The sequence below is a fragment of the Stenotrophomonas sp. As-7 genome (assembly GCF_030291015.1).
Lineage (GTDB): Bacteria > Pseudomonadota > Gammaproteobacteria > Xanthomonadales > Xanthomonadaceae > Stenotrophomonas > Stenotrophomonas lactitubi.
Genome location: NZ_CP127405.1, coordinates 1252268 through 1271650, shown reverse-complemented (window position 1 = coordinate 1271650; position 19383 = coordinate 1252268). Strand labels below are relative to the sequence as shown.

The window sequence follows — 19383 nt, the reverse complement described above, 5'->3', positions numbered from 1 at the left end:
CTGTTCATGCCGCAGCCCACCCCGGGCATGCAATAATCGTGCGCAGGGTCTTGTAATGGACCAACCGCGTTACCCCACGGAGTCACAATGTCGATTGTCATCCGCGACGTGCGCGAGCACGAGCTCGATTCCGTCCTGGCTTTGAACAACAATGCTGGCCTGGCCATCCTTCCCCTGGATGCCGAGCGCCTGCGCCTGTTCTATGCAACCGCTGAGTATTTCCGCGTCGCCGAGCGCGACGGCAACCTGGCCGGTTTTTTGATCGGCTTCGGCAGCGACAGCCAGCACGACAGCAGCAATTTCGCCTGGTTCAAGCAGCAGCTGAACACCCCCTTCTTCTATATCGACCGCATCGTGGTCGCCAGCCGCCGTCGCGGTGGTGGCGTCGGCCGTGCGTTCTACGCCGATGCGCAGAGCTTCGCCGAGCTGCGCTACCCGCAGATGACCTGCGAGGTGTTCCTCGACCACGGCGCCGATGCCGCCCTGCTCTTCCACGGCAGCTTCGGCTTCCGCGAGCTGGGCCAGAACACCATGCCGCAGGTGGACGTGCGGGCCAGCATGCTGGCCAAGGAGCTGTGCAGTTTCCCGTGGGTGAACGAAACCTACGGCGGCAAGCTGCCCGATGTGGCGTGGGCACGCGACCGGCAGCTGCCGGCGCAGGCACAGCGGTCGACGGGGACTTGAGCGTGGCGGTGAATTTCGATTACGAACAGGCCGGTGAACTGAAGATCGGCCAGGTGGGCATCGCCAACCTGCGCATCCGCACCCTCGATGTTGAACGCCTCGTGCAGGAAATGCAGGAGCGGGTCAGCCGTGCGCCGAAGCTGTTCGGCCGGGCGGCGGTGATCCTCGACTTCGGCGGCCTCAGCCAGGTGCCCGACGTGGCCACGGCACAGGCGCTGGTGGATGGCCTGCGCAGTGCCGGCGTACTGCCGGTGGCACTGGCCTATGGCACCAGCGCGGTCGACCTGCTGTCGCAGCAGCTCGGCCTGCCGCTGCTGGCCAAGTTCCGCGCCCAGTACGAGCGCGCCGAGGCAGAGCCTGCCCCGCCGCCGGCACCCGCGCCGGAACCGCGGCGTGCCGCACGGGCCGAGGCGAAGGCCGCACCGGCACCGGCTCCGGCCACGCCGATGGGCAAGGCGGCCGATGCCGCCGCGCCACAGCCGGGGCGCATGCAGCTGGGCAACGTGCGTTCGGGCCAGCAGCTGTATGCGGAAAACTGCGACCTGACCGTGATGGCCACCGTCGGCGCCGGCGCCGAGGTCATCGCCGATGGCAGCATCCATATCTACGGAACCCTGCGCGGCCGTGCGCTGGCAGGGGCCCAGGGCAACACCGCGGCACGCATTTTCTGCCGTGATTTCCATGCGGAACTGGTCGCCATTGCAGGCCATTACAAGGTGCTGGACGATGTACCGGAAACCCTGCGCGGCAAGGCCGTGCAGGTGTGGCTGGAACAGGACCAGATCAAGATCGCTGCGCTGGACTGACGCAGCACCTCAAACAGAATCATCAGGAGAAGTCCTTTGGCTGAAATCATCGTAGTCACCTCCGGCAAAGGCGGCGTCGGCAAGACCACTTCCAGCGCCAGCCTTGCGTGCGGCCTGGCAAAGCGTGGCAAGAAGGTGGCGGTGATCGACTTCGACGTCGGCCTGCGCAACCTCGACCTGATCATGGGCTGCGAACGCCGCGTGGTGTACGACTTCGTGAATGTCGTGCACGGCGAAGCCACCCTCAAGCAGGCCCTGATCAAGGACAAGCGCTTCGACAACCTGTTCGTGCTGGCTGCCTCGCAGACCCGCGACAAGGATGCGCTGACCCAGGAAGGCGTGGGCAAGGTCCTGAAGGACCTGGCCGCCGACGGCTTCGAGTACATCATCTGCGACTCCCCGGCAGGCATCGAGAAAGGCGCCTTCCTGGCGATGTACTTCGCCGACCGCGCAGTGGTGGTGGTGAACCCGGAAGTGTCTTCGGTACGCGACTCGGACCGCATCATCGGCCTGCTCGATTCGAAGACCCACAAGGCCGAATCCGGCCAGGACGTGCCGGCCTTCCTGCTGCTGACCCGCTACACCCCGGTGCGCGTGGAAAGCGGCGAGATGCTCAGCATCACCGACGTCGAGGAGGTCCTTGGCCTGAAGGCGATCGGCGTGATCCCCGAATCGGGCGACGTCCTCAATGCCTCCAACAAGGGCGAACCGGTCATCCTGGATGGCGAATCCGCTGCCGGCCAGGCCTATGACGACGCCGTCGCACGCATCCTCGGCGAAGAACGCCCGATGCGCTTCACCAACGTCGAGAAGAAGGGCTTCTTCAGCAAGCTGTTCGGAGGGTAAGCATGGGCCTGTTTGATTTCCTCAAAGCGAAGAAGACCACCGCCGAAACCGCCAAGAACCGCCTGCAGATCATCATCGCGCAGGAGCGCAGCCACCGTGGCGGTCCCGACTATCTGCCGCTGCTGCAGCGCGAGCTGCTGGAAGTGATCAAGAAGTACGTCAACATCGACGTCGATGCAGTGAAGGTGGATCTGGTCAAGGATGGCCAGCACGACGTGCTGGACATTTCCGTGGCGCTGCCTGAAGGCCCGGACAAACCCTGACCCCCTGCCCCGCCCGTGCCTGCATGGGCGGGGCTGCCTGACCCGCATGACTGATACCACGCCCGAACCGAACGTTACCCGCGTCGGCGACATCGCCTTCGCCGATGCCCAGCGCCTGCTCGCTGCACATGAGCTGCGGCTGCACCACGTTGCGGCCGGCGAACCGATCCCGGGCAGTTACTGGGGCGAGCCCGAGGCCGGCATCATCGCCAGCGACGTGTACGTGCGCGATGACACGCCGGTGCACTCGATGCTGCACGAGGCCTGCCACCTGATCGTGCTGCCGCCGGAGCGGCGCGCGCAGGTGCATACCGACGCCACCGATTCGGTACCCGAAGAAGACGCCACCTGCTACCTGCAGATCGTGCTGGCCGGGCACCTGCCTGGCGTCGGCAGCGAGCGGCTGATGGCCGACATGGATGCGTGGGGCTACACGTATCGCTTGGGGTCGACGAAGGCGTGGTTCGAGCAGGATGCCGAAGACGCGAAAGCGTGGCTGATCGAACGCGGTTTGCCGGTGGCGTAAAGCCGCGGGCGCGGTTGGCCATGGGCGCGTGGCGACGCGCCGGACCTTGCGGCGCCCTTCTTTTCACTCGGCGCGGTTCGAGCAGGATGCGGAAGAAGCGAAGGCGTGGTTGATCGAACGCGGTTTGCCGGTGGCGTAACGCATCGGTAGCGCCGGGCCATGCCCGGCGGCATAAACATCCACCGCCGCGATGCGGCTCGCCGGGCATGGCCCGGCGCTACCGTTGAATAATCAACCCTGCCCTGCCAGCGCGCGCAGGGTGATGCCGACCACATACGCCAGATAGGTGCCGGTGGCATACCCCATCGTGCCCAGCAGCACGCCCACCGGCGCCAGCGCCGGATGGAACGCGGCGGCCACCACCGGCGCCGAGGCCGGGCCGCCGATGTTCGACTGCGAACCGATGGCGAAGTAGAAGAACGGCACCTTCAGCAGCTTGCCCAGGCACCACAGCAGCGCGATGTGCACGCTGATCCAGATGATGCCGAGCAGGAACAGCCACGGGCGATCCAGCAGCGCCAGCAGATCCATCTGCATGCCGATGCAGGCAATCAGGAAGTACAGCAGCAGCGAGCCCAGTCGCGACGCACCGGCCCCTTCCAAGGTACGTGCACGGGTGAAGCTGAGGCCCAGGCCGAGCGTGGTCGACAGCACCACCACCCACACGAACGGCGCGTCCAGGCTGAACTGCGATGCCCAGCTGACATTGACCTTGAACCAGGCCGCCAGCGGCGCGCCGATGGCGTGGGCAAGACCGACGCCACCGAAGGCCACGGCCACGATCAGCATCAGGTCGGTCAGGCTGGGAATGCGCTCGTGCTCGGCCTGGAAGCGTGCGATGCGCTCCTTCAGCTCGTCGATGGCCGACGTATCGGCACCGCTGCGCGCGTCGATCTTCGCCGCGCGCCCGGCCAGGAAGATCAGCGCCGCCATCCACACGTAACCAACCCCCACATCGACCACCGCGAACTGGCCGAAGGTGGTCGCATTGACGTCGAACACTTCGCGCATCGCCAGCATGTTGGCACCACCGCCGATCCAGCTGCCCGCCAGTGCGGCCATGCCAGCCCAGGTATCACCGGCGACGGTATCGGGATGGATCGCACGCATCACCAGGAACGCCACCACCGCACCCAGCATGATGCTGGCCGAGGCGCCCAGGTACATCAGCACCAGCTTCGGCCCGAGTCGCAGGATGCCCTTGATGTCGACCGCCAGGGTCAACAGGATCAGCGCCGCCGGCAGCAGGATGTCACGCGCGACCGGGTTGTACAGCCTGGTGTTCTGCCCGTCGATCAGGCCGAACGTGTTGTAGATGCCGGGCAGCAGGTAACACAGCAGCAGCGCCGGCACGAAGGTATAGAAGCGCTTCCACAGGCCCTGCTCGCGCGAAGCGGTCCAGAACACGGCGCCGAGGGTGGCGGCGATCAGGCCGAAGACGACGATGTCGTTCTGGATCAGGGCAGTCGAAGGCATGCAGGCGCTCTTGTAGAGCCGAGCCGTGCTCGGCTGCTGTTGGCGGAAGCTCAGGAAGGTGTGCCGACCAACGATCGGCACCCACCGGTGAAGCAGATGGCGAAACAAAAGCGCCGCCCCGAAGGGCGGCACCGGTATCGCTTATTCGCCGATGTGCTGCTTCAGCCAGGCGTTGACGGTGTCATGCCACAGGATGCTGTTGTTCGGCTTCAGCACCCAGTGGTTCTCATCCGGGAAGTACAGGAACTTCGACTCGATGCCCTGGCGCTGGGCCGCGGTGAATGCAGCCAGGCCCTGCTCGACCGGAATGCGGAAGTCCTGCTGGCCGTGGATCACCAGGATCGGCTTCTTCCAGTCAGCCACGTGGTTGACTGGATTGAACTTCTCATAGTTCGCCGCCTTCTGGTACGGGGTACCGCCCTGCTCCCATTCGGTGAACCACAGTTCCTCGGTGGCGTAACCCATCATGCGCTGGTCGAACACGCCGTCATGGTTGACCAGGCACTTGAACGGGCTGTTCCAGTTGCCGGCGATCCAGTTGACCATGAAGCCGCCGTAGCTGGCGCCCAGTGCGCAGGCCTTGTCACCGTTGAGGAAGTCGTACTTCTTCAGCGCCGCGCTCCAGCCCTTCTGCAGGTCTTCCAGCGGGCGGTCGCCCCAGTGCTGGCTGATCGCATCGGTGAAGGCCTGGCCGTAACCGGTGGAGCCATGGAAGTCGATCATCACCACCGCGTAGCCCTGGCCTGCGTAGGTCTGCGGGTTCCAGCGGTAGCTCCAGCCGTTGCCGAAGCTGCCCTGCGGGCCGCCATGGATCAGGAACGCTACCGGGTAGGACTTGCCTTCCTGGTAGTTGTGCGGCTTGACCACATAGCCATGGACGGTGTCGTTGTTCCAGCCCTTGAACTCGAACTGCTCGTAGTCGCCGAACGACACGTCCTTCAGCACCTCGCCAGCGGCGGGGGTCAGCGCGCGCAGCGCACCGATCGGCTCGCCAGCGGCCGGCAGCAGGCCGACCAGCACCTGGTCGTTGCTCTTCAGGCTGTTGCGGGTGATCGCCACGCTGTTGCCGGCCACGTCGACAGCGGTGACGCTGCCGTCGCCGATCAGCTTGGTGGCCTTGCCGCTGGCCACATCGATCTGGAACAGCGGGTGTTCGCCGAGGTCATCGGCAGTGGTGTAGATGCTGGTGCCGTCGGCGGACAGGGCGATGCCACCAGCCGAACGGTCCCACTGCGGAGCGATCTCGCGGGTCTTGCCGCTGGCCAGGTCCATCGCCATCAGGCCGAAGCGATCGGCTTCGAAGCCCGGGCGCTTCATCGCGCGGTAGAACAGGGTCTTGCCGTCGGCGCTGAACACCGGGCCGGCATCCCAGGCCGGGTTGGAGGCGGTCAGGTTTACCGGCGCCTGCTTGCCGGCGGCATCGAAGCGGTACAGGTCGAAGTTGGTCGACCACGACTCCTGCTTGCCGGCCACGCGGATGCTGGCGACCACGCTGCTGCCATCCGGCGACCACGCGAAATCATCATTGCCACCGAACGGCTTGGACGGAGCGTCACCATCGATGGTCGCGCTCAGCGCCGAAGCGCCCTTGACCGCACCAGCCTTGGCCGCCGGCAACGGCGCCACGAACAGAGTGTTGCGGCGGCCGTCGTTCCAGGTATCCCAATGGCGCACGAACAACGAATCGAAGACCTTGCCGCTGGCCTTGGCGCCGGCCACGTCCTTCAGCTTCTTTTCGGTGCAGGCCAGGTCCGAGGCGCAGGCCTGGAACACGCCGGCGCTGAACAACACGCGGTCGTCCTGCGGCGACACGTGGTAGCTGTCCACGTCCACCGGGAAATCGGTCAGCTGGCGCGGGGCGCCGCCGCTGATCGGCTGTGCGTACAGCTGCTGGCTGCCGTTCTTGGCGCTGAGGAAATACACGGTCTGGCCATCGGCCGACAGCGATGCGGAATTGACGTTCCAGCCAGCCGGGGTGATCTGCTTCGGCGGCGCCGCATCGCGGGTGCGCAGGTTGCGCGCGAACAGGGCGGTGCTGGCCTTGAGGTTGGCATCGGTGCTGCGCTTGGCGAACACCACGGTGCCGCCGTCAGCGGTCAGTACCGGCGCGGAGACGCGGTCCATGGCCACCATGTCGCGGATTTCCAGGCCACGGGCAGCGGCGACGCTGGGCAGGGCAGCCAGCAGGCTCAGTGGCAGCAGGGCATGACGCAGTTTCATCGGGGTCTCCGCAGGACGGCAAAAAACCGATGGTAGGCCTGCGCGGCCGGGCCTGCCAAGGCCATCGGTCATGGCCGGGGCCGAGCTGCCGCCAGAAAAAGCAAACCCCGCCGGGGCGGGGTCTGCGGTAGTGCCGGCCGCTGGCCGGCAACCACGGGTATCGCGGCATCCTGGAGTTGCCGGCCAGCGGCCGGCACTACCCGTTCCGCTTACGCCACGGCGCGCTTGCCGGTGCGGTAGATCAACCAGCCGACCAGGAACAGCACGGCCAGGCCGATCCACTGCGCGGCCGGCAGGTGGAACGGCACGGCGAGCACGTCGGCGCGGCTGCTGACCACGATCGGCACGGCGATGGCGATACCCATCAGCGCCTCACCGGTGATCAGGCCGGCAGCGAACAGCACGCCCGGCTTGTGCACGCGGTCGCGGCCCTCTTCGTCATCGGCACGCACCTTGTGGAAGCGCTCGACCAGGTAGGAGATCAGGCCACCGAGGAAGATCGGCACCATCAGTTCCAGCGGCAGGTAGATGCCGATCGCCGCAGCCAGCACCGGCACGCGGAAACGCGAGTTGCGCGACTTCAGCGAGCTGTCGAACGCGATGATGGCGGCACCGACCACGGCACCGATGCCGATGAAGGTCCACGGCAGCTCACCGCCGAACAGGCCCTTGGCCACCGACGCCATCAGGTTCGCCTGCGGTGCAGCCAGCGCATTCGGATGCAGCTCCGACTTGACGCCGATGCCGTAGGCGGTGGCCAGCAGGTTCAGCACCGGGGCCATGATCAGTGCGCACGAGAACGCACCGATGCCCAGCATCAGCTGCTGCTTCCACGGGGTGGCACCGACGATGTAGCCGGCCTTGAGGTCCTGCAGGTTGTCGCCACCTACGGCGGCGGCACAGCACACCACCGCGCCGATCATGATCGCGGCCACCGCGCCCAGCGGCGCACCGAAGGCACCGACCGGCTGCAGGCCATCCTTGCCCAGCAGCAGCACCAGCACCGCCGAAGCGAACAGGATGGTGGAGATGGTGATGCCCGAGACCGGGTTGTTGGACGAGCCGATCAGACCGGCCAGGTAGGCCGACACCGACACGAACAGGAAGCCGGCGACGATCATGATGAGGGTCATCGGGATCGACACGTGCCACTGGCCGACGATGGCCTGGTACAGCGCCAGCAGCGGCAGGGTGAACACCACCAGGGCCACCAGCATCCACTTCATCGGCAGGTCGCGCTCGGTGTGCGCCAGTACCGGGCCACCGCTCTTGCGCGCGGCCGCAAAGCCGCTCTTGACGCCGTTGAGCAGCGACTTGCGCAGCGAGATCAGGGTCCAGATGCCACCGATCAGCATCGCGCCGACGCCCAGGTAACGCATCTTCGCGCCCCAGATGGCGAACGCCGCTTCGGTGGATGAGGCGGTGGCGATCGAGGCGGCCAGCGCCGGATCGGTGTTCATGAAGAACGCCTGGTAGATCGGAATGGCGATGTGCCAGGTCAGGATCGAGCCGGACACCACCACGATGCCGACGTTGAGGCCGACGATGTAGCCCACACCCAGCAGCGCCGGCGACAGGTTGGTACCGATGAACGCGGTGACCTTGGAGCTGCCGACATAGGCCGAAGTGGCCCAGGCGTCGGGGATCAGGCGCATGCCGCTTTCCGCAGCCAGCTTCACGAAGGCACCGATCACCGCCGACAGGCCGAGGATCTTCAGGCCCGGGCCGGGGTTTTCACCGGCCTTGAGCACTTCAGCCGCCGCCTTGCCTTCCGGGAACGGAAGCGGGTCTTCGACGATCATCGAACGGCGCAGCGGCACCGAGAACAGCACGCCCAGCAGGCCGCCGAGACCGGCGATGCCCAGCACCCACCAGTACTTGAAGTCCGGCCAGTAGCCCATGATCACCAGCGCGGGGATGGTGAAGATCACACCGGCGGCGATCGACGAACCGGCCGAAGCGCCGGTCTGCACGATGTTGTTCTCAAGGATGGAACCGCCACCCAGCAGGCGCAGCACGCCCATGGAAATGACCGCGGCGGGAATCGCGGTGGCGATGGTCAGGCCTGCGAACAGACCGAGGTAGGCGTTTGCGGCCGACAGCACCACCGCCAGCACGATGGCAAGGACCACCGCGCGGAAAGTGAGCTGCTTGGGCGCAGCGTCATGGTTCATGAAAGCCCCTGCTGGCAAAAAATCCCTGCCACGCTAGCGTTCAGGGGACAGCAAGTCCAGCGTGCCAAAGGATGGGGGCCGAGCATGGAACAGACACAGGCCCGCACCGGCACCGCCAGTCAACCGATGCGGCAAAGCCCGAGTGGGCGCCATGCAAACGATATGTTATAACTTCCGATTGATCCGCACCTGCCCCATTGCATGCCCCCTTCCGCCTCATCCCGGCTGGCCTCCATCGACCAGCTGCGCGGTACCGTGATGCTGCTGATGCTGCTCGACCACGTCCGCGAGACGTTCTTCCTGCAGTACCAGGTGAGCGACCCGATGGACGCGGCCAACGTGTCCCCTGCCCTGTTCGTCTGCCGCCTGCTGGCCCACCTGTGCGCACCGGTGTTCGTACTGCTCACCGGCCTGTCGGCATGGCTGTACGGCCAGCGCCAGGCCGATCCGCGCCGCGCCATCGCCGCCTTCCTGCTCAAGCGCGGCCTGTTCCTGGTGGTGCTGGAGCTGACCCTGGTCAACTTCGCCTGGACCTTCCAGTTCCCGCCGGACACGGTGTACCTGCAGGTGATCTGGGCGATCGGCCTGAGCATGATCGCGCTGGCCGGCCTGCTGTGGCTGCCGCGCCCGGTGCTGGTGGTACTGGCGGTGGCGCTGGTGGTTGGCCACAACCTGTTGGATGGCGTAAGGGTGCAGGGCGACGGCGCCCTGGCGGTGCTGTGGAAAGTGCTGCACCAGCGCGACTGGATCGAGGTCGGGCCGTTGAGCCTGCGTACCTCCTACCCGGTGCTGCCGTGGATCGGGGTGATCGCGCTGGGCTACCTGATGGCGCCGTGGTTCGCCGCCGGCAGCGATCCGGAACGGCGCCGGCAGCGATTGCTGTGGGCCGGGCTGGGCGCGCTGGCCGCCTTCGCTCTGCTGCGCTTCGCCAACGACTATGGCGACGCGCCCTGGCAATACCAGCAGACCCCACTGCGCACGTGGATGAGCGTGTTCAACATCACCAAGTACCCGCCGTCGCTGCAGTTCCTGCTGCTGACACTGGGCGTGGGCCTGCTGCTGTTGCGGCTGTACGAGTGGCCGCCGCTGGCGCGTGCACTGCGGCCGCTGGCCGATATCGGTGCAGCGCCGATGTTCTTCTACCTGCTGCACCTGTACGTGCTGAAGCTGCTGTACCTGGCCGCGTTGAAGACCTGGGGCCCGACCCACGGCAGCCTGTATGCACTGGACTCGGTGGCCGGCCTGCTGCTGGTGGCCTGCGCGCTGGCGGTGGTGCTGTATCCACCAACGCGGGCGTTCGCGCGGTTCAAGGCACGGCGACGCGACCTGGCCTGGTTGCGGTATCTGTAGGCATGTACCGGGGCGGCCATCCACGCATGGCGTGGATCTACTGAAAGCGGGCGCGGGCCTATAATTCCGCGATGAATTCCACTGCTATCGCTTCCGACGACTTCCTGGGCCATCCCAAGGGCGTCTACGTCTGCTTCTTCACCGAAATGTGGGAGCGCTTCTCCTTCTACGGCATGAAGGCGTTGCTGCTGCTGTACCTCACCAAATACCACCTGTTCGGCGACAAGGCCGGGCTGGATCTGCTCGGTGCCTATGGCGGCCTGGTGTACTGCATCCCGGTGTTCGGCGGCATGCTGGCCGACCGCTGGCTGGGCATGCGCCGGGCGGTGCTGTTCGGCGGCATCCTGCTGGTGCTGGGCCATCTGGGCATGGCCTTCGAAGGCCACGCGGCGTACCGGGTCAATGGTGAAGTGGTGCGCGACACCTCGGCGCTGGCAGTGACCTACCTGTCGCTGGCGCTGATCATCATGGGCGTCGGCTTCCTCAAGCCGAACATCTCCACTATCGTCGGCAAGCTCTATCCGCAGGACGATCCGCGCCGCGATTCGGGCTTCTCGCTGTTCTATGCCGGCATCAACCTGGGCGCCCTGTTCTCCTCGCTGGTATGCGGCTTCCTCGGCGAGGTCTACGGCTGGAAGTACGGCTTCGGCGCGGCCGGCATCGGCATGCTCGCCGGCCTGGCGATGTTCCTGTGGGGCCAGAAATACCTGCAGGGCCACGCCGAACCGCCGCAGCCGGCCACGCTGAAGCAGAAGGTGCTGGGCCTGCCGCGCGAATGGCTGATCTACCTGTGCGCGGTGATCGGCGTGCTGCCGGTGGCCTGGCTGATGTGGGCGGCCGGCAACGGTGCCTTCGCGCTTGGCGGTGAAATCAGCCTGGCGCTGATGCTGATGCTGGTGGTGCTGGGCGGCGTGCTGGTCTGGTTCGCGTGGTTCACCGGCACGAAGTGCACGCCGGTGCAGCGCCAGCAGATGATCGCGCTGATGGTGCTGATCTTCATGGCGCTGGTGTTCTTCACGATGTACGAGCAGTCGTACGGCTCGTGGGTGACCTTCACCGACCGCCTGCTGACCAAGGACATCGTGCCGGCACTGGTGATCCGCGAAGGCTCGCCGCTGCCATGGTCGATCGTGTCACTGCTGCTGGCACCGCTGGGCTTCGTGGTCAGCGCGCGCTTGTCCGAACGCCGCCCCGGTTCGTCCGCGCCGCGCACGTTCTTCATCGCCATCGTCGCGCTGATGCTGGTGCTGCTGGTGCGCGACTGCCTGGTGATTCCGCAGACTGCCGGTTCGCTGACCTACCTGGGCGGCCTGTTCCTGGTGCTGCTGGCGCCAGCGTTCGCTGCACTGTGGACGTGGATGGACCGCCGTGGCTGGGAGCCGGGCAAGCCGGTGAAGTCGGCTTGGGGCCTGGTGATCGGCGCGCTGTCGTTCGTGCCGCTGGCGCTGGCCGCGCAGCACGTCGGTGCCACCGGCGAGATGGCCAGCGTGTGGTGGCTGGTACTGGCCTACTTCCTGCTGGCCAGCGGCGAGATGTGCCTGTCGCCGGTAGGCCTGTCGGCGGTGACCCAGCTGGCGGTACCACGGGTAATGAGCCTGATGATGGGCACCTGGTTCCTGGCCACTGCATTCTCCGAAACGCTGGCCGCGCTGTTCGGCAAGCTGGCGGCGATCGACGTGCCCGAAGGCGAGACGCTGGACATGGCCGCGGCCGCCGGTGCCTACGCACACCTGTTCTGGCTGCTGATGTGGATCGGCCTGGGCTGCGCGTTGCTGGCCTTCATCGCTGCGCCGCTGTTGAAGCGGATGATGCATGGGGTGAAGTAACACCCATTGGCGAGTGGCTGCGGCGGCAACCATGGCGGTTGCCGCCGCGTCTGTTTCAGGGTGCCTTGGCTTTGCTCGGAGCCGTCGCGGCGGCTGCCGTACCACCGCCCAGGCTGCGCGACAGGAAGGCAAGCAACCGGGTGTAGTAGTCACGCCGGTTGGCCGGACTGTAGAAACCGTGCCCTTCGGCCTTGTAGTACAGCGCCTCCACCGGCGTGCCGGCCTGCTTCAGCGCCGCCTCCATGCGTTGGGTGTGCACCACAGGTGCGCGTTGATCTTCCCTTCCTGCCGCCAGCAGCACCGGCACGCGGATCTGGGCGGCGAGGTTGACCGGTGACTGCTCGACCAGCTCCTTCGGGCGGCCGACCCATTCGCGCAGGTAAGTCAATCCGGATGCATCATCCTGGATGTCACCGCGGGCGTACATCAACGGCAGGTCATAGACACCGACATAGCCGGCAGCGCAGCGATACAGACCGGGCTCGCGCACCGGTCCCATCATCGCCGCATAGGCGCCATAGCTGCCGCCGTAGATGCAGATGCGGCTCTTGTCGGCGATGCCTTCAGCGATCGCCCAGCGCGTGGCATCGGTGACATCGTCCTGCATCGCCCGTCCCCACTGCAGCTTCGCGGCCTGGGCGTGCGCACGTCCATAGTTGGCCGAACCACGGTAGTTCACCTGGAGCACGGCATAGCCGGCAGCAGCCAGCATCTGCGCATCCACATCGTACGTTCCGTCGTCGAAGATCCCGATCGGCCCACCATGTGGCATCACCACCATGGGCAGGCCGGTGGCCTGCTGGCCTGCCGGCAGGGTGAGGAAGCCATGCAGCGCCAACCCGTCACGCGCCTTCAGGCTGACCGGTTGGACGACGGCGCTCTGCGCCGGATCGATCCAGTCACTGCGGCTGATGAGGTGGCGCGCCTTCTTGTCGATGGTGTCGTAAAGATAGAAGTCGCCCGGGTTGCGCGCGGAGTGCGATTCCACCAGCACCGTGCGGCCATCGCGGGTACTGGAGGTGATGTACACGGGGCCGCCCAGCCCTGCCTCGAGACTGCGGTACAGGCGCGCTTCGGCCGAGGCTTCGTCGAAGAAGCGCGTCCGTGGCACGTCGCCAAGGAACTCGGCTCCCACCGGCACGCGGGTTCCCGGCCGGAAGATGATCCGATGCGGATCGACCACCTCATCGCGCAGTACCACCCGACGCTCGTTGCTCTGCGGGTCCCAACTGACGATTGCATCGGGTCCCTCGGCCTGCTCGGTCTGCAGATAGGCCAGGCGGCCATCAGCAGAGAAGCCGATAGCCGCCTCGATGCGTCGGCTGAGCGCCTCATCGTTCAGCAGCACCCACTCGCTGCTGGCACCTGCGCGGTAATAGAGCTTCTTGTTCGTCTCGTCGGTGCCGGAACCGTAGGCAAAGCGCACCTCACCCTGGGCATCGGTAGTGAATTCCGCCTGTGCGATCGGCGCCCGCGCCACGGCATTGCGGCGACCGGTGTTCACGTCCATCCGCTCCAACTGGGTGAAGGCGTTGGCCGTGAACGGTGTTACCGCAACCAGTACGTTGCGGTCGTCATCCTTCAATTCGTCGGTGAGGAACGCGGCCACCATGCCGGCCGGCTTGACCTTGATGTTGGTGCCCAGGCCGGTTTCAGCCGTGCGGTAGCCGACCAGCAGTTCACCGCCCTTGCCATCGGCGTTGATACCGAACAGTTCGCCGGTGAGCGCGGGGCGATCGAGCACGCCGAACTTCTGCGCCATTCCCACCAGCAGACGGTCATTGCTGACCCAATCAAAGGTGTGGGCATGGTTGTTGCGGGGCGGCCGGAAGGTGCCGACCATCTTCATGTCGGCGATCCTGTAGATCGCCAGCGCAGTGCCGGCCTCGATCGGGACCGTGGCAGCCACGTACTCCCCCCCGGGCGAAATCCGGATGTCGGTAAACGCTTCCTGCCGCAGATAGCGGTCCAGATCGACCACGCCGGCCCCCGCCGTCGCCCCTCCCACGGCCGCGCACAACAGCACGGCAAGCACAGTCCTGCGCATCCTTCCCCCTTGGAGACGGACCCCTTGTCCGCAGGCCGATTCTAGGCAACCCGTCGACGCATCCGCCAGTGGGCACAAAAAAACGACGGCACCGTTGCCGGTGCCGTCGTTACCACTACCTTTACCTTGGAGAGAGAGTCAGGACGTGGGTTCGGGGGGCGTGCGCCGGGTCAATGGACCCCGCGCACCGCCAGAGTGAGGGCCAGGATGCTGAGGATCACCGCGATGGTGCCGTCCAGCACGCGCCAGGTGCTGGGCTTGGTGAACAGAGGTGCCAGCAGGCGCGCGCCCAGGCCCTGCGCGGTCAGCCACAGGCAACTGGCGGTGACCACGCCGGCGGCGAAGGCCATGCGTGCATTGCCGAAGTTCTCGGCGATCGAGCCGATCACCATCATGTCCAGCCAGAAGTGCGGGTTGATCAGCGAGAAGCCGACCGCCGCCATCAGCACCGCACGGCGGCTGCCGTCATCGCTGTCGGCTTCGCCCATGCCGCCGCCGCCGGCGATCGCCCGGCGTGCCGACTTCATCGCATACCAGGCCAGGAAGGCCACGCCGGTCCAGAGCACGGCGGTGGTCAGCCACGGCAGCGCCGTGGTGAGCGTGCGCAGGCCGGCCACGCTGGCGAAGATGAAGATCGCATCGATGGCCGCACAGGTGGCTACCACCGGCACGATGTGCTTGCGCAGGATGCCCTGACGCAGGATGAAGGCGCTCTGGGCGCCGACCACGGCAAACAGGCCGATGCCGGTAGCCGCACCACTGAACCAGGCACCAAGGCCGGTGCTGGCGGAGATGACCGAGAACATGGGATTCACTACCTTGTCTTGCTTGGGGGGAGCGGTGCCTCGCGAAGGCGGACAGCACCGGAACGGGCGCCATTGTCGCGCCGCAACATAGAAAAGACGAGCTAAACTTACTAAACCAACATTAGCTGAGCTTAATCGCAATGCGCATCGACCATGCCCAGCTGCGGGCCCTGGCTGCGGTGATCCGCGAAGGCAGCTTCGACCGTGCCGCGCAGTCGCTCAACGTCACCCCCTCGGCCATCTCGCAGCGGGTCAAGGCACTGGAGGACCGCATCGGCCGGCTGCTGGTCAAACGTGGCACGCCGGCGACTGCCACCGCCGAAGGCCAGCTGCTGGTGCAGCTGGCCGAGCAGACCGCCCTGCTGGAGCACGATGCCCTGCACCGGATGGGCCTGGCCGACGAAGACCTGCCGCAGGCGAGCATCCCGGTGGCGGTGAACCACGACAGTCTGGAGACCTGGTTCCCGCAGGCCGCGCAGCAGTTCGCGCAGGGCACCGGCACTACCCTGGACCTGCGGGTGGAAGACCAGGACCACACCGTCGAGCTGCTGCGCCAGGGCACCGTGCTGGGTGCGGTGACCACCCTGGACGAGCCGGTGCAGGGCTGCCAGATCCACGCGCTGGGCAGCATCCGCTACGCCGCGACCTGTACGCCGGAATTCCGCGAGCGCCATTTCGCCAAGGGCGTAACCGCGCAGGCACTGGCGCAGGCACCGGTGCTGGTGTTCAACCGCAAGGACGACATGCAGTCGCGATTCGCCCGGCGCATGGCCGGCGCCGACCTGCCCAGCACCGCGCCGACCTGGTGGATTCCCTCCACCCGCGCCTTCGTGCAGGCCAATCTCGGCGGGCTCGGCTGGACGATGAACCCGTTGCCGCTGGTCAAGCGCCATCTGGATGCCGGGCGCCTGGTGTATGTGCGGCAGCGCGCGTGGGAAGACGTGCCGCTGTACTGGCAGCACTGGAAGGGCGACGTGCAGACCATGGCCCTGCTGACCCGGGCGGTGCTGGACGCCGCATCGGCGCTGGTGCAGCGCAGGCGCTGAAAAGAGGGCAGCGAGGGGATCAAGTCCTTCTTGCCACAAACGACTTGATCCCTACGTCCCCTTTTTGTGCAAGCATCGGCGCAACCGACGAGGGGGCTGGCCGATGGAAACCGAACCGGTATTCCTGCATATCCGCGTGGTGATGGGGATCATCCTCGGCCTGTCCATCACCACCCTGCTGAAGGGGTTGGCGCAGATCATCGAGCACCCGCAGCGGCGTGGCTGTTCGGCGCTGCACCTGTGCTGGGTGATGTGGACGCTGGTGTCGCTGGTCACCTTCTGGTGGTGGGAATTCCGTCTCGTCGAAGTGCACCGCTGGACGTTTGAAACCTATCTGTTCGTGATCACCTACAGCGCGACCTGGTTCCTGCTGTGCGCGCTGCTGTTTCCCGACGATCTGCGCGACTACGGCAGTTACGGCCACTACCTGATGCAGCGGCGGCGCTGGATCTTCGGGGTGATCGCGATATTGACGCTACTGGACCTTGTGGACACCGCGATCAAGGGGGGAAGCCGATGGCGGCTGCTGGGGGATGCCTACCCGTTGCACACGGCGCTGATGCTCATCGTTGCGGCGCTGGGATGGCATCTGCGCAGCGCGCGCATGCAACTGGTGCTGGCCGCAGCGACACTGGCCTATCAACTGGCCTACTTCGCGGCGGAATACTTCACCATCGGCAGTGATTGAAGACCGCCGCCGTCTCCATCCAATCTCCATCCGGGGCGTCCACAATCATGTGGTTCCATTCGACCACAGGTCTCCCAGATGACGATCCACTACCGCGATGCCCTCCCCGATGATGCCGCTGCCTGCATCGACCTTCGTGGGTGCACCCGCGAGAACGCCTTCAGCGCCGCGCAGCTGGCCGAACTGGGCATCACCGAAGAGAGCTGGGCCGCAGGCATCGCTGATGGCGATTCGATTGGCCGCGTCGCCTGGGAGGGCGAGCGGATGGCCGGCTACTGCTTTGCTGACCGCGAAAGCGGCGAGGTGCTGGTGCTGGCCCTGTTACCGGACTACGAAGGCCGTGGCATCGGCCGGCAGCTGCTGCAGGAGGTGGTCAGCCTGACCCGCGATGCCGGACACACCCGCCTGTTCCTGGCCTGCTCGGCAGACCCGCGTTCGCGCTCGTATGGCTTCTATCGGCATCTTGGCTGGAAGGCGACCGGCGAGATCGACGAGGCCGGTGACGAGATTCTTGAGCTGTCTTGACGCGCGGCGCTGGAAACAGCCGCCGGACATGGCCCGGCGCGACCGGGGATGGGTCGAACGCGCAGGACGGATGCTGCGTTGCATCAAAATCGGACCAGAAGCGGTTAAAATTGCCACTGGAATGCTGCAAGGCGTTGTTTCTTCACGCTCTTTCCCTGCTTCTTGCGCATCCTGACCCCTTCCCCCCGCCAACGATTCCGCCCCCATGAAGAAATTTGGCAAGGCCCTGCTCGCCCTGCTCGTGCTGCTGTTGCTGGTCGCCGCACTGTTCCTGTACTGGCCGCTGACCCAGCGCTCGGTGCCCGCCGCGAGCAACGACAAGCCCGTCGATGTCGTGCTGGTCGGCGCCGGCATCATGAGCATCACCCTGGCCACCTACCTGCAGGAACTGCAGCCGGACTGGAACATCCAGGTCTACGAGCGCCTCGACGGCGTCGCCGGTGAAAGCTCGGACGGCTGGAACAACGCCGGCACCGGCCACTCGGCATTCGCCGAACTGAACTACACCCCGGAACTGCCTGATGGCAGCATCGAGACCAAGCGCGCGGTCGGCATCGCCGAATCGTTCGAGGTCTCGCGCCAGTTCTGGTCGCACCAGGTGAAGGAAGGCCGGCTGAGCCAGCCCAGCGACTTCATCAACCCGACCCCGCACATGAGCTTCGTCTGGGGTGATGACAACATCGCCTACCTGCACAAGCGCCAGCAGGCGCTGGTGAAGAACCCGCTGTTCTACGGCATGCAGTACTCCGAGGACCCGGCGCAGATCAAGCAGTGGGCACCGCTGCTGATGGAAGGCCGCGACCCGAAGCAGAAGGTCGCCGCGACCTGGATGCCGCTGGGCACCGACGTCAACTTCGGCGTCATCACCCGCCAGCTGACCGCCGGCCTGCAGCACAGCCCGAACTTCGGCCTGCACCTCAACCATGAGGTCAGCGCCCTGCGGCAGAACGCGGACAAGAGCTGGAACGTGACGGTGAAGGACCTCAAGGCCGGCACCGAATCGACCACCCACGCCCGCTTCGTGTTCATCGGTGCCGGTGGCGCCGCGCTGAAGCTGCTGCAGATGTCGGGCATCCCGGAATCGAAGGACTACGCCGGCTTCCCGGTGGGCGGCCAGTTCCTCGCTTTCCAAGGCCAGGACGTGACCTCGCGCCATGGCGTGAAGGCCTACGGCATGGCCGAAACCGGTTCGCCGCCGATGTCGGTGCCGCACCTGGATGCGCGCAAGCTGGATGGCAAGCCGGTGGTCCTGTTCGGGCCGTTCGCGCTGTACAGCACCAAGTTCCTCAAGCACGGCTCGTGGTGGGACCTGTATTCGTCGGTCAACCACAACAACGTCGGCCCGATGCTGGAAGTGGGCAAGGACAACCTGGACCTGGTGCAGTACCTGATGGGCCAGGCGCGCCTCAACGACGCCGATCGCCAGGCCGAACTGGTCAAGTACTTCCCGAACGCCAAGCCGGGCGACTGGAAGCTGGTCACCGCTGGCCAGCGCGTGCAGATCATCAAGCGTGATCCGCTGAAGGGCGCGGTGCTGCAGTTCGGTACCGAGATCGTGACCGACAAGGACCACACCCTCGCCGCGCTGCTGGGTGCTTCGCCGGGTGCCTCGACCTCGCCGCCGATCATGCTCGACCTGATGGCCAAGGCCTTCCCGGAACAGATGAAGGCCGGTTGGGAAGCCCGCCTGCGCGAGATCGTGCCGTCGTACGGCCGCAAGCTCAACGAGAGCGCCGCGCTGACCAACGAGATCCGCACGCTGACCAGCCAGACCCTGCACCTGCCCTACCTGGATGTTCCGGTGGAAGCGGGCGCGACGCCGGCCCTGGCACCGACGGCCGCCCCGACCCCGGCGCCGGCCAAGGAAAAGCGCAACGCCAACGAGGAACTGCAGGCGCTGTAAGCCTGCGGTTGCCATTGGACGGAAACGGACGGCCACCTTCGGGTGGCCGTCTGCGTTTGTGTCGCACCCACCTGTAGAGCCGAGCCTGCGCTCGGCTGCTCCTCGCGGTTGCCGACAGCCGAGCATGGGCTCGGCTCTACAGAAATCCCTGCCAGGCGCCGACAAGCCCGTGCCCGATGACGAGAATTGTAATGTTG

16 protein-coding genes are annotated in these 19383 nt (G+C 66.1%); 11 read left to right on the top strand and 5 right to left on the bottom strand.

The features are described 5' to 3' along the window. The first annotated feature begins 87 nt into the window (after nucleotides 1-87). Genes QP457_RS05920 through QP457_RS05900 form a run of 5 tightly spaced genes read left to right on the top strand, consistent with a single transcriptional unit; the run spans nucleotide 88 to nucleotide 3125 of the window. Nucleotides 88-684, top strand: coding sequence for a GNAT family N-acetyltransferase (locus QP457_RS05920; protein ID WP_100551840.1), 597 nt, complete (start codon nucleotides 88-90; stop codon nucleotides 682-684). 2 nt (nucleotides 685-686) lie between these two features. Further along, nucleotides 687-1490, top strand: coding sequence for a septum site-determining protein MinC (gene minC, locus QP457_RS05915; protein ID WP_205404967.1), 804 nt, complete (start codon nucleotides 687-689; stop codon nucleotides 1488-1490). A 36-nt stretch (nucleotides 1491-1526) separates the two neighbouring features. Next, a complete protein-coding gene (gene minD / locus QP457_RS05910) occupies nucleotides 1527-2336 on the top strand; it encodes a septum site-determining protein MinD (protein ID WP_089239526.1) in 810 nt (269 codons plus the stop codon). Between the two features lie 2 nt (nucleotides 2337-2338). Next, nucleotides 2339-2599, top strand: coding sequence for a cell division topological specificity factor MinE (gene minE / locus QP457_RS05905; protein WP_005408532.1), 261 nt, complete (start codon nucleotides 2339-2341; stop codon nucleotides 2597-2599). A gap of 46 nt (nucleotides 2600-2645) precedes the next feature. Then, a complete protein-coding gene (locus QP457_RS05900; protein ID WP_032975950.1) occupies nucleotides 2646-3125 on the top strand; it encodes a hypothetical protein in 480 nt (159 codons plus the stop codon). Between the two features lie 231 nt (nucleotides 3126-3356). Here the strand turns inward: QP457_RS05900 and QP457_RS05895 are convergent, their stop codons facing one another. The 3 genes from QP457_RS05895 to QP457_RS05885 form a co-directional block, all read right to left on the bottom strand. Next, the gene (locus QP457_RS05895; protein ID WP_205404968.1) at nucleotides 3357-4601 is read right to left on the bottom strand and encodes a DUF819 family protein; all 1245 of its coding nucleotides are present in this window, start codon (nucleotides 4599-4601) and stop codon (nucleotides 3357-3359) included. A 141-nt stretch (nucleotides 4602-4742) separates the two neighbouring features. Further along, nucleotides 4743-6821 (bottom strand): S9 family peptidase, encoded by a 2079-nt coding sequence (locus QP457_RS05890; RefSeq protein WP_205404969.1) that lies wholly within the window; start codon nucleotides 6819-6821, stop codon nucleotides 4743-4745. Nucleotides 6822-7030: 209 nt separating this feature from the next. Continuing rightward, nucleotides 7031-8995, bottom strand: a complete 1965-nt coding sequence (locus QP457_RS05885) for an oligopeptide transporter, OPT family (protein ID WP_205404970.1) — start codon at nucleotides 8993-8995, stop codon at nucleotides 7031-7033. A gap of 201 nt (nucleotides 8996-9196) precedes the next feature. Here QP457_RS05885 and QP457_RS05880 point away from each other — a divergent pair, with 201 nt between their 5' ends. Beyond that, on the top strand, nucleotides 9197-10345 hold the full coding sequence (locus QP457_RS05880) for a heparan-alpha-glucosaminide N-acetyltransferase domain-containing protein (protein ID WP_205404971.1): 1149 nt from the start codon (nucleotides 9197-9199) through the stop codon (nucleotides 10343-10345). A gap of 71 nt (nucleotides 10346-10416) precedes the next feature. After that, complete coding sequence (locus QP457_RS05875; RefSeq protein WP_205404972.1) at nucleotides 10417-12171, top strand: oligopeptide:H+ symporter; 1755 nt, start codon at nucleotides 10417-10419, stop codon at nucleotides 12169-12171. Between the two features lie 55 nt (nucleotides 12172-12226). Here QP457_RS05875 and QP457_RS05870 read toward each other — a convergent pair whose 3' ends face one another. Beyond that, entirely contained in the window at nucleotides 12227-14218 is a 1992-nt protein-coding gene (locus tag QP457_RS05870) for a S9 family peptidase (protein ID WP_205404973.1), read from the bottom strand. Between the two features lie 170 nt (nucleotides 14219-14388). Next, the gene (locus tag QP457_RS05865; RefSeq protein WP_025873889.1) at nucleotides 14389-15024 is read right to left on the bottom strand and encodes a LysE family transporter; all 636 of its coding nucleotides are present in this window, start codon (nucleotides 15022-15024) and stop codon (nucleotides 14389-14391) included. Nucleotides 15025-15164: 140 nt separating this feature from the next. Here QP457_RS05865 and QP457_RS05860 point away from each other — a divergent pair, with 140 nt between their 5' ends. From QP457_RS05860 to mqo, 4 genes are all read left to right on the top strand, one after another. After that, nucleotides 15165-16070 (top strand): LysR family transcriptional regulator ArgP, encoded by a 906-nt coding sequence (locus QP457_RS05860; RefSeq protein WP_100551831.1) that lies wholly within the window; start codon nucleotides 15165-15167, stop codon nucleotides 16068-16070. A 103-nt stretch (nucleotides 16071-16173) separates the two neighbouring features. Beyond that, entirely contained in the window at nucleotides 16174-16758 is a 585-nt protein-coding gene (locus QP457_RS05855; RefSeq protein WP_099819359.1) for a hypothetical protein, read from the top strand. A gap of 78 nt (nucleotides 16759-16836) precedes the next feature. Beyond that, complete coding sequence (locus QP457_RS05850; RefSeq protein ID WP_205404974.1) at nucleotides 16837-17283, top strand: GNAT family N-acetyltransferase; 447 nt, start codon at nucleotides 16837-16839, stop codon at nucleotides 17281-17283. Nucleotides 17284-17488: 205 nt separating this feature from the next. Next, on the top strand, nucleotides 17489-19186 hold the full coding sequence (gene mqo, locus QP457_RS05845; protein WP_205404975.1) for a malate dehydrogenase (quinone): 1698 nt from the start codon (nucleotides 17489-17491) through the stop codon (nucleotides 19184-19186). Nucleotides 19187-19383: the final 197 nt, after the last annotated feature.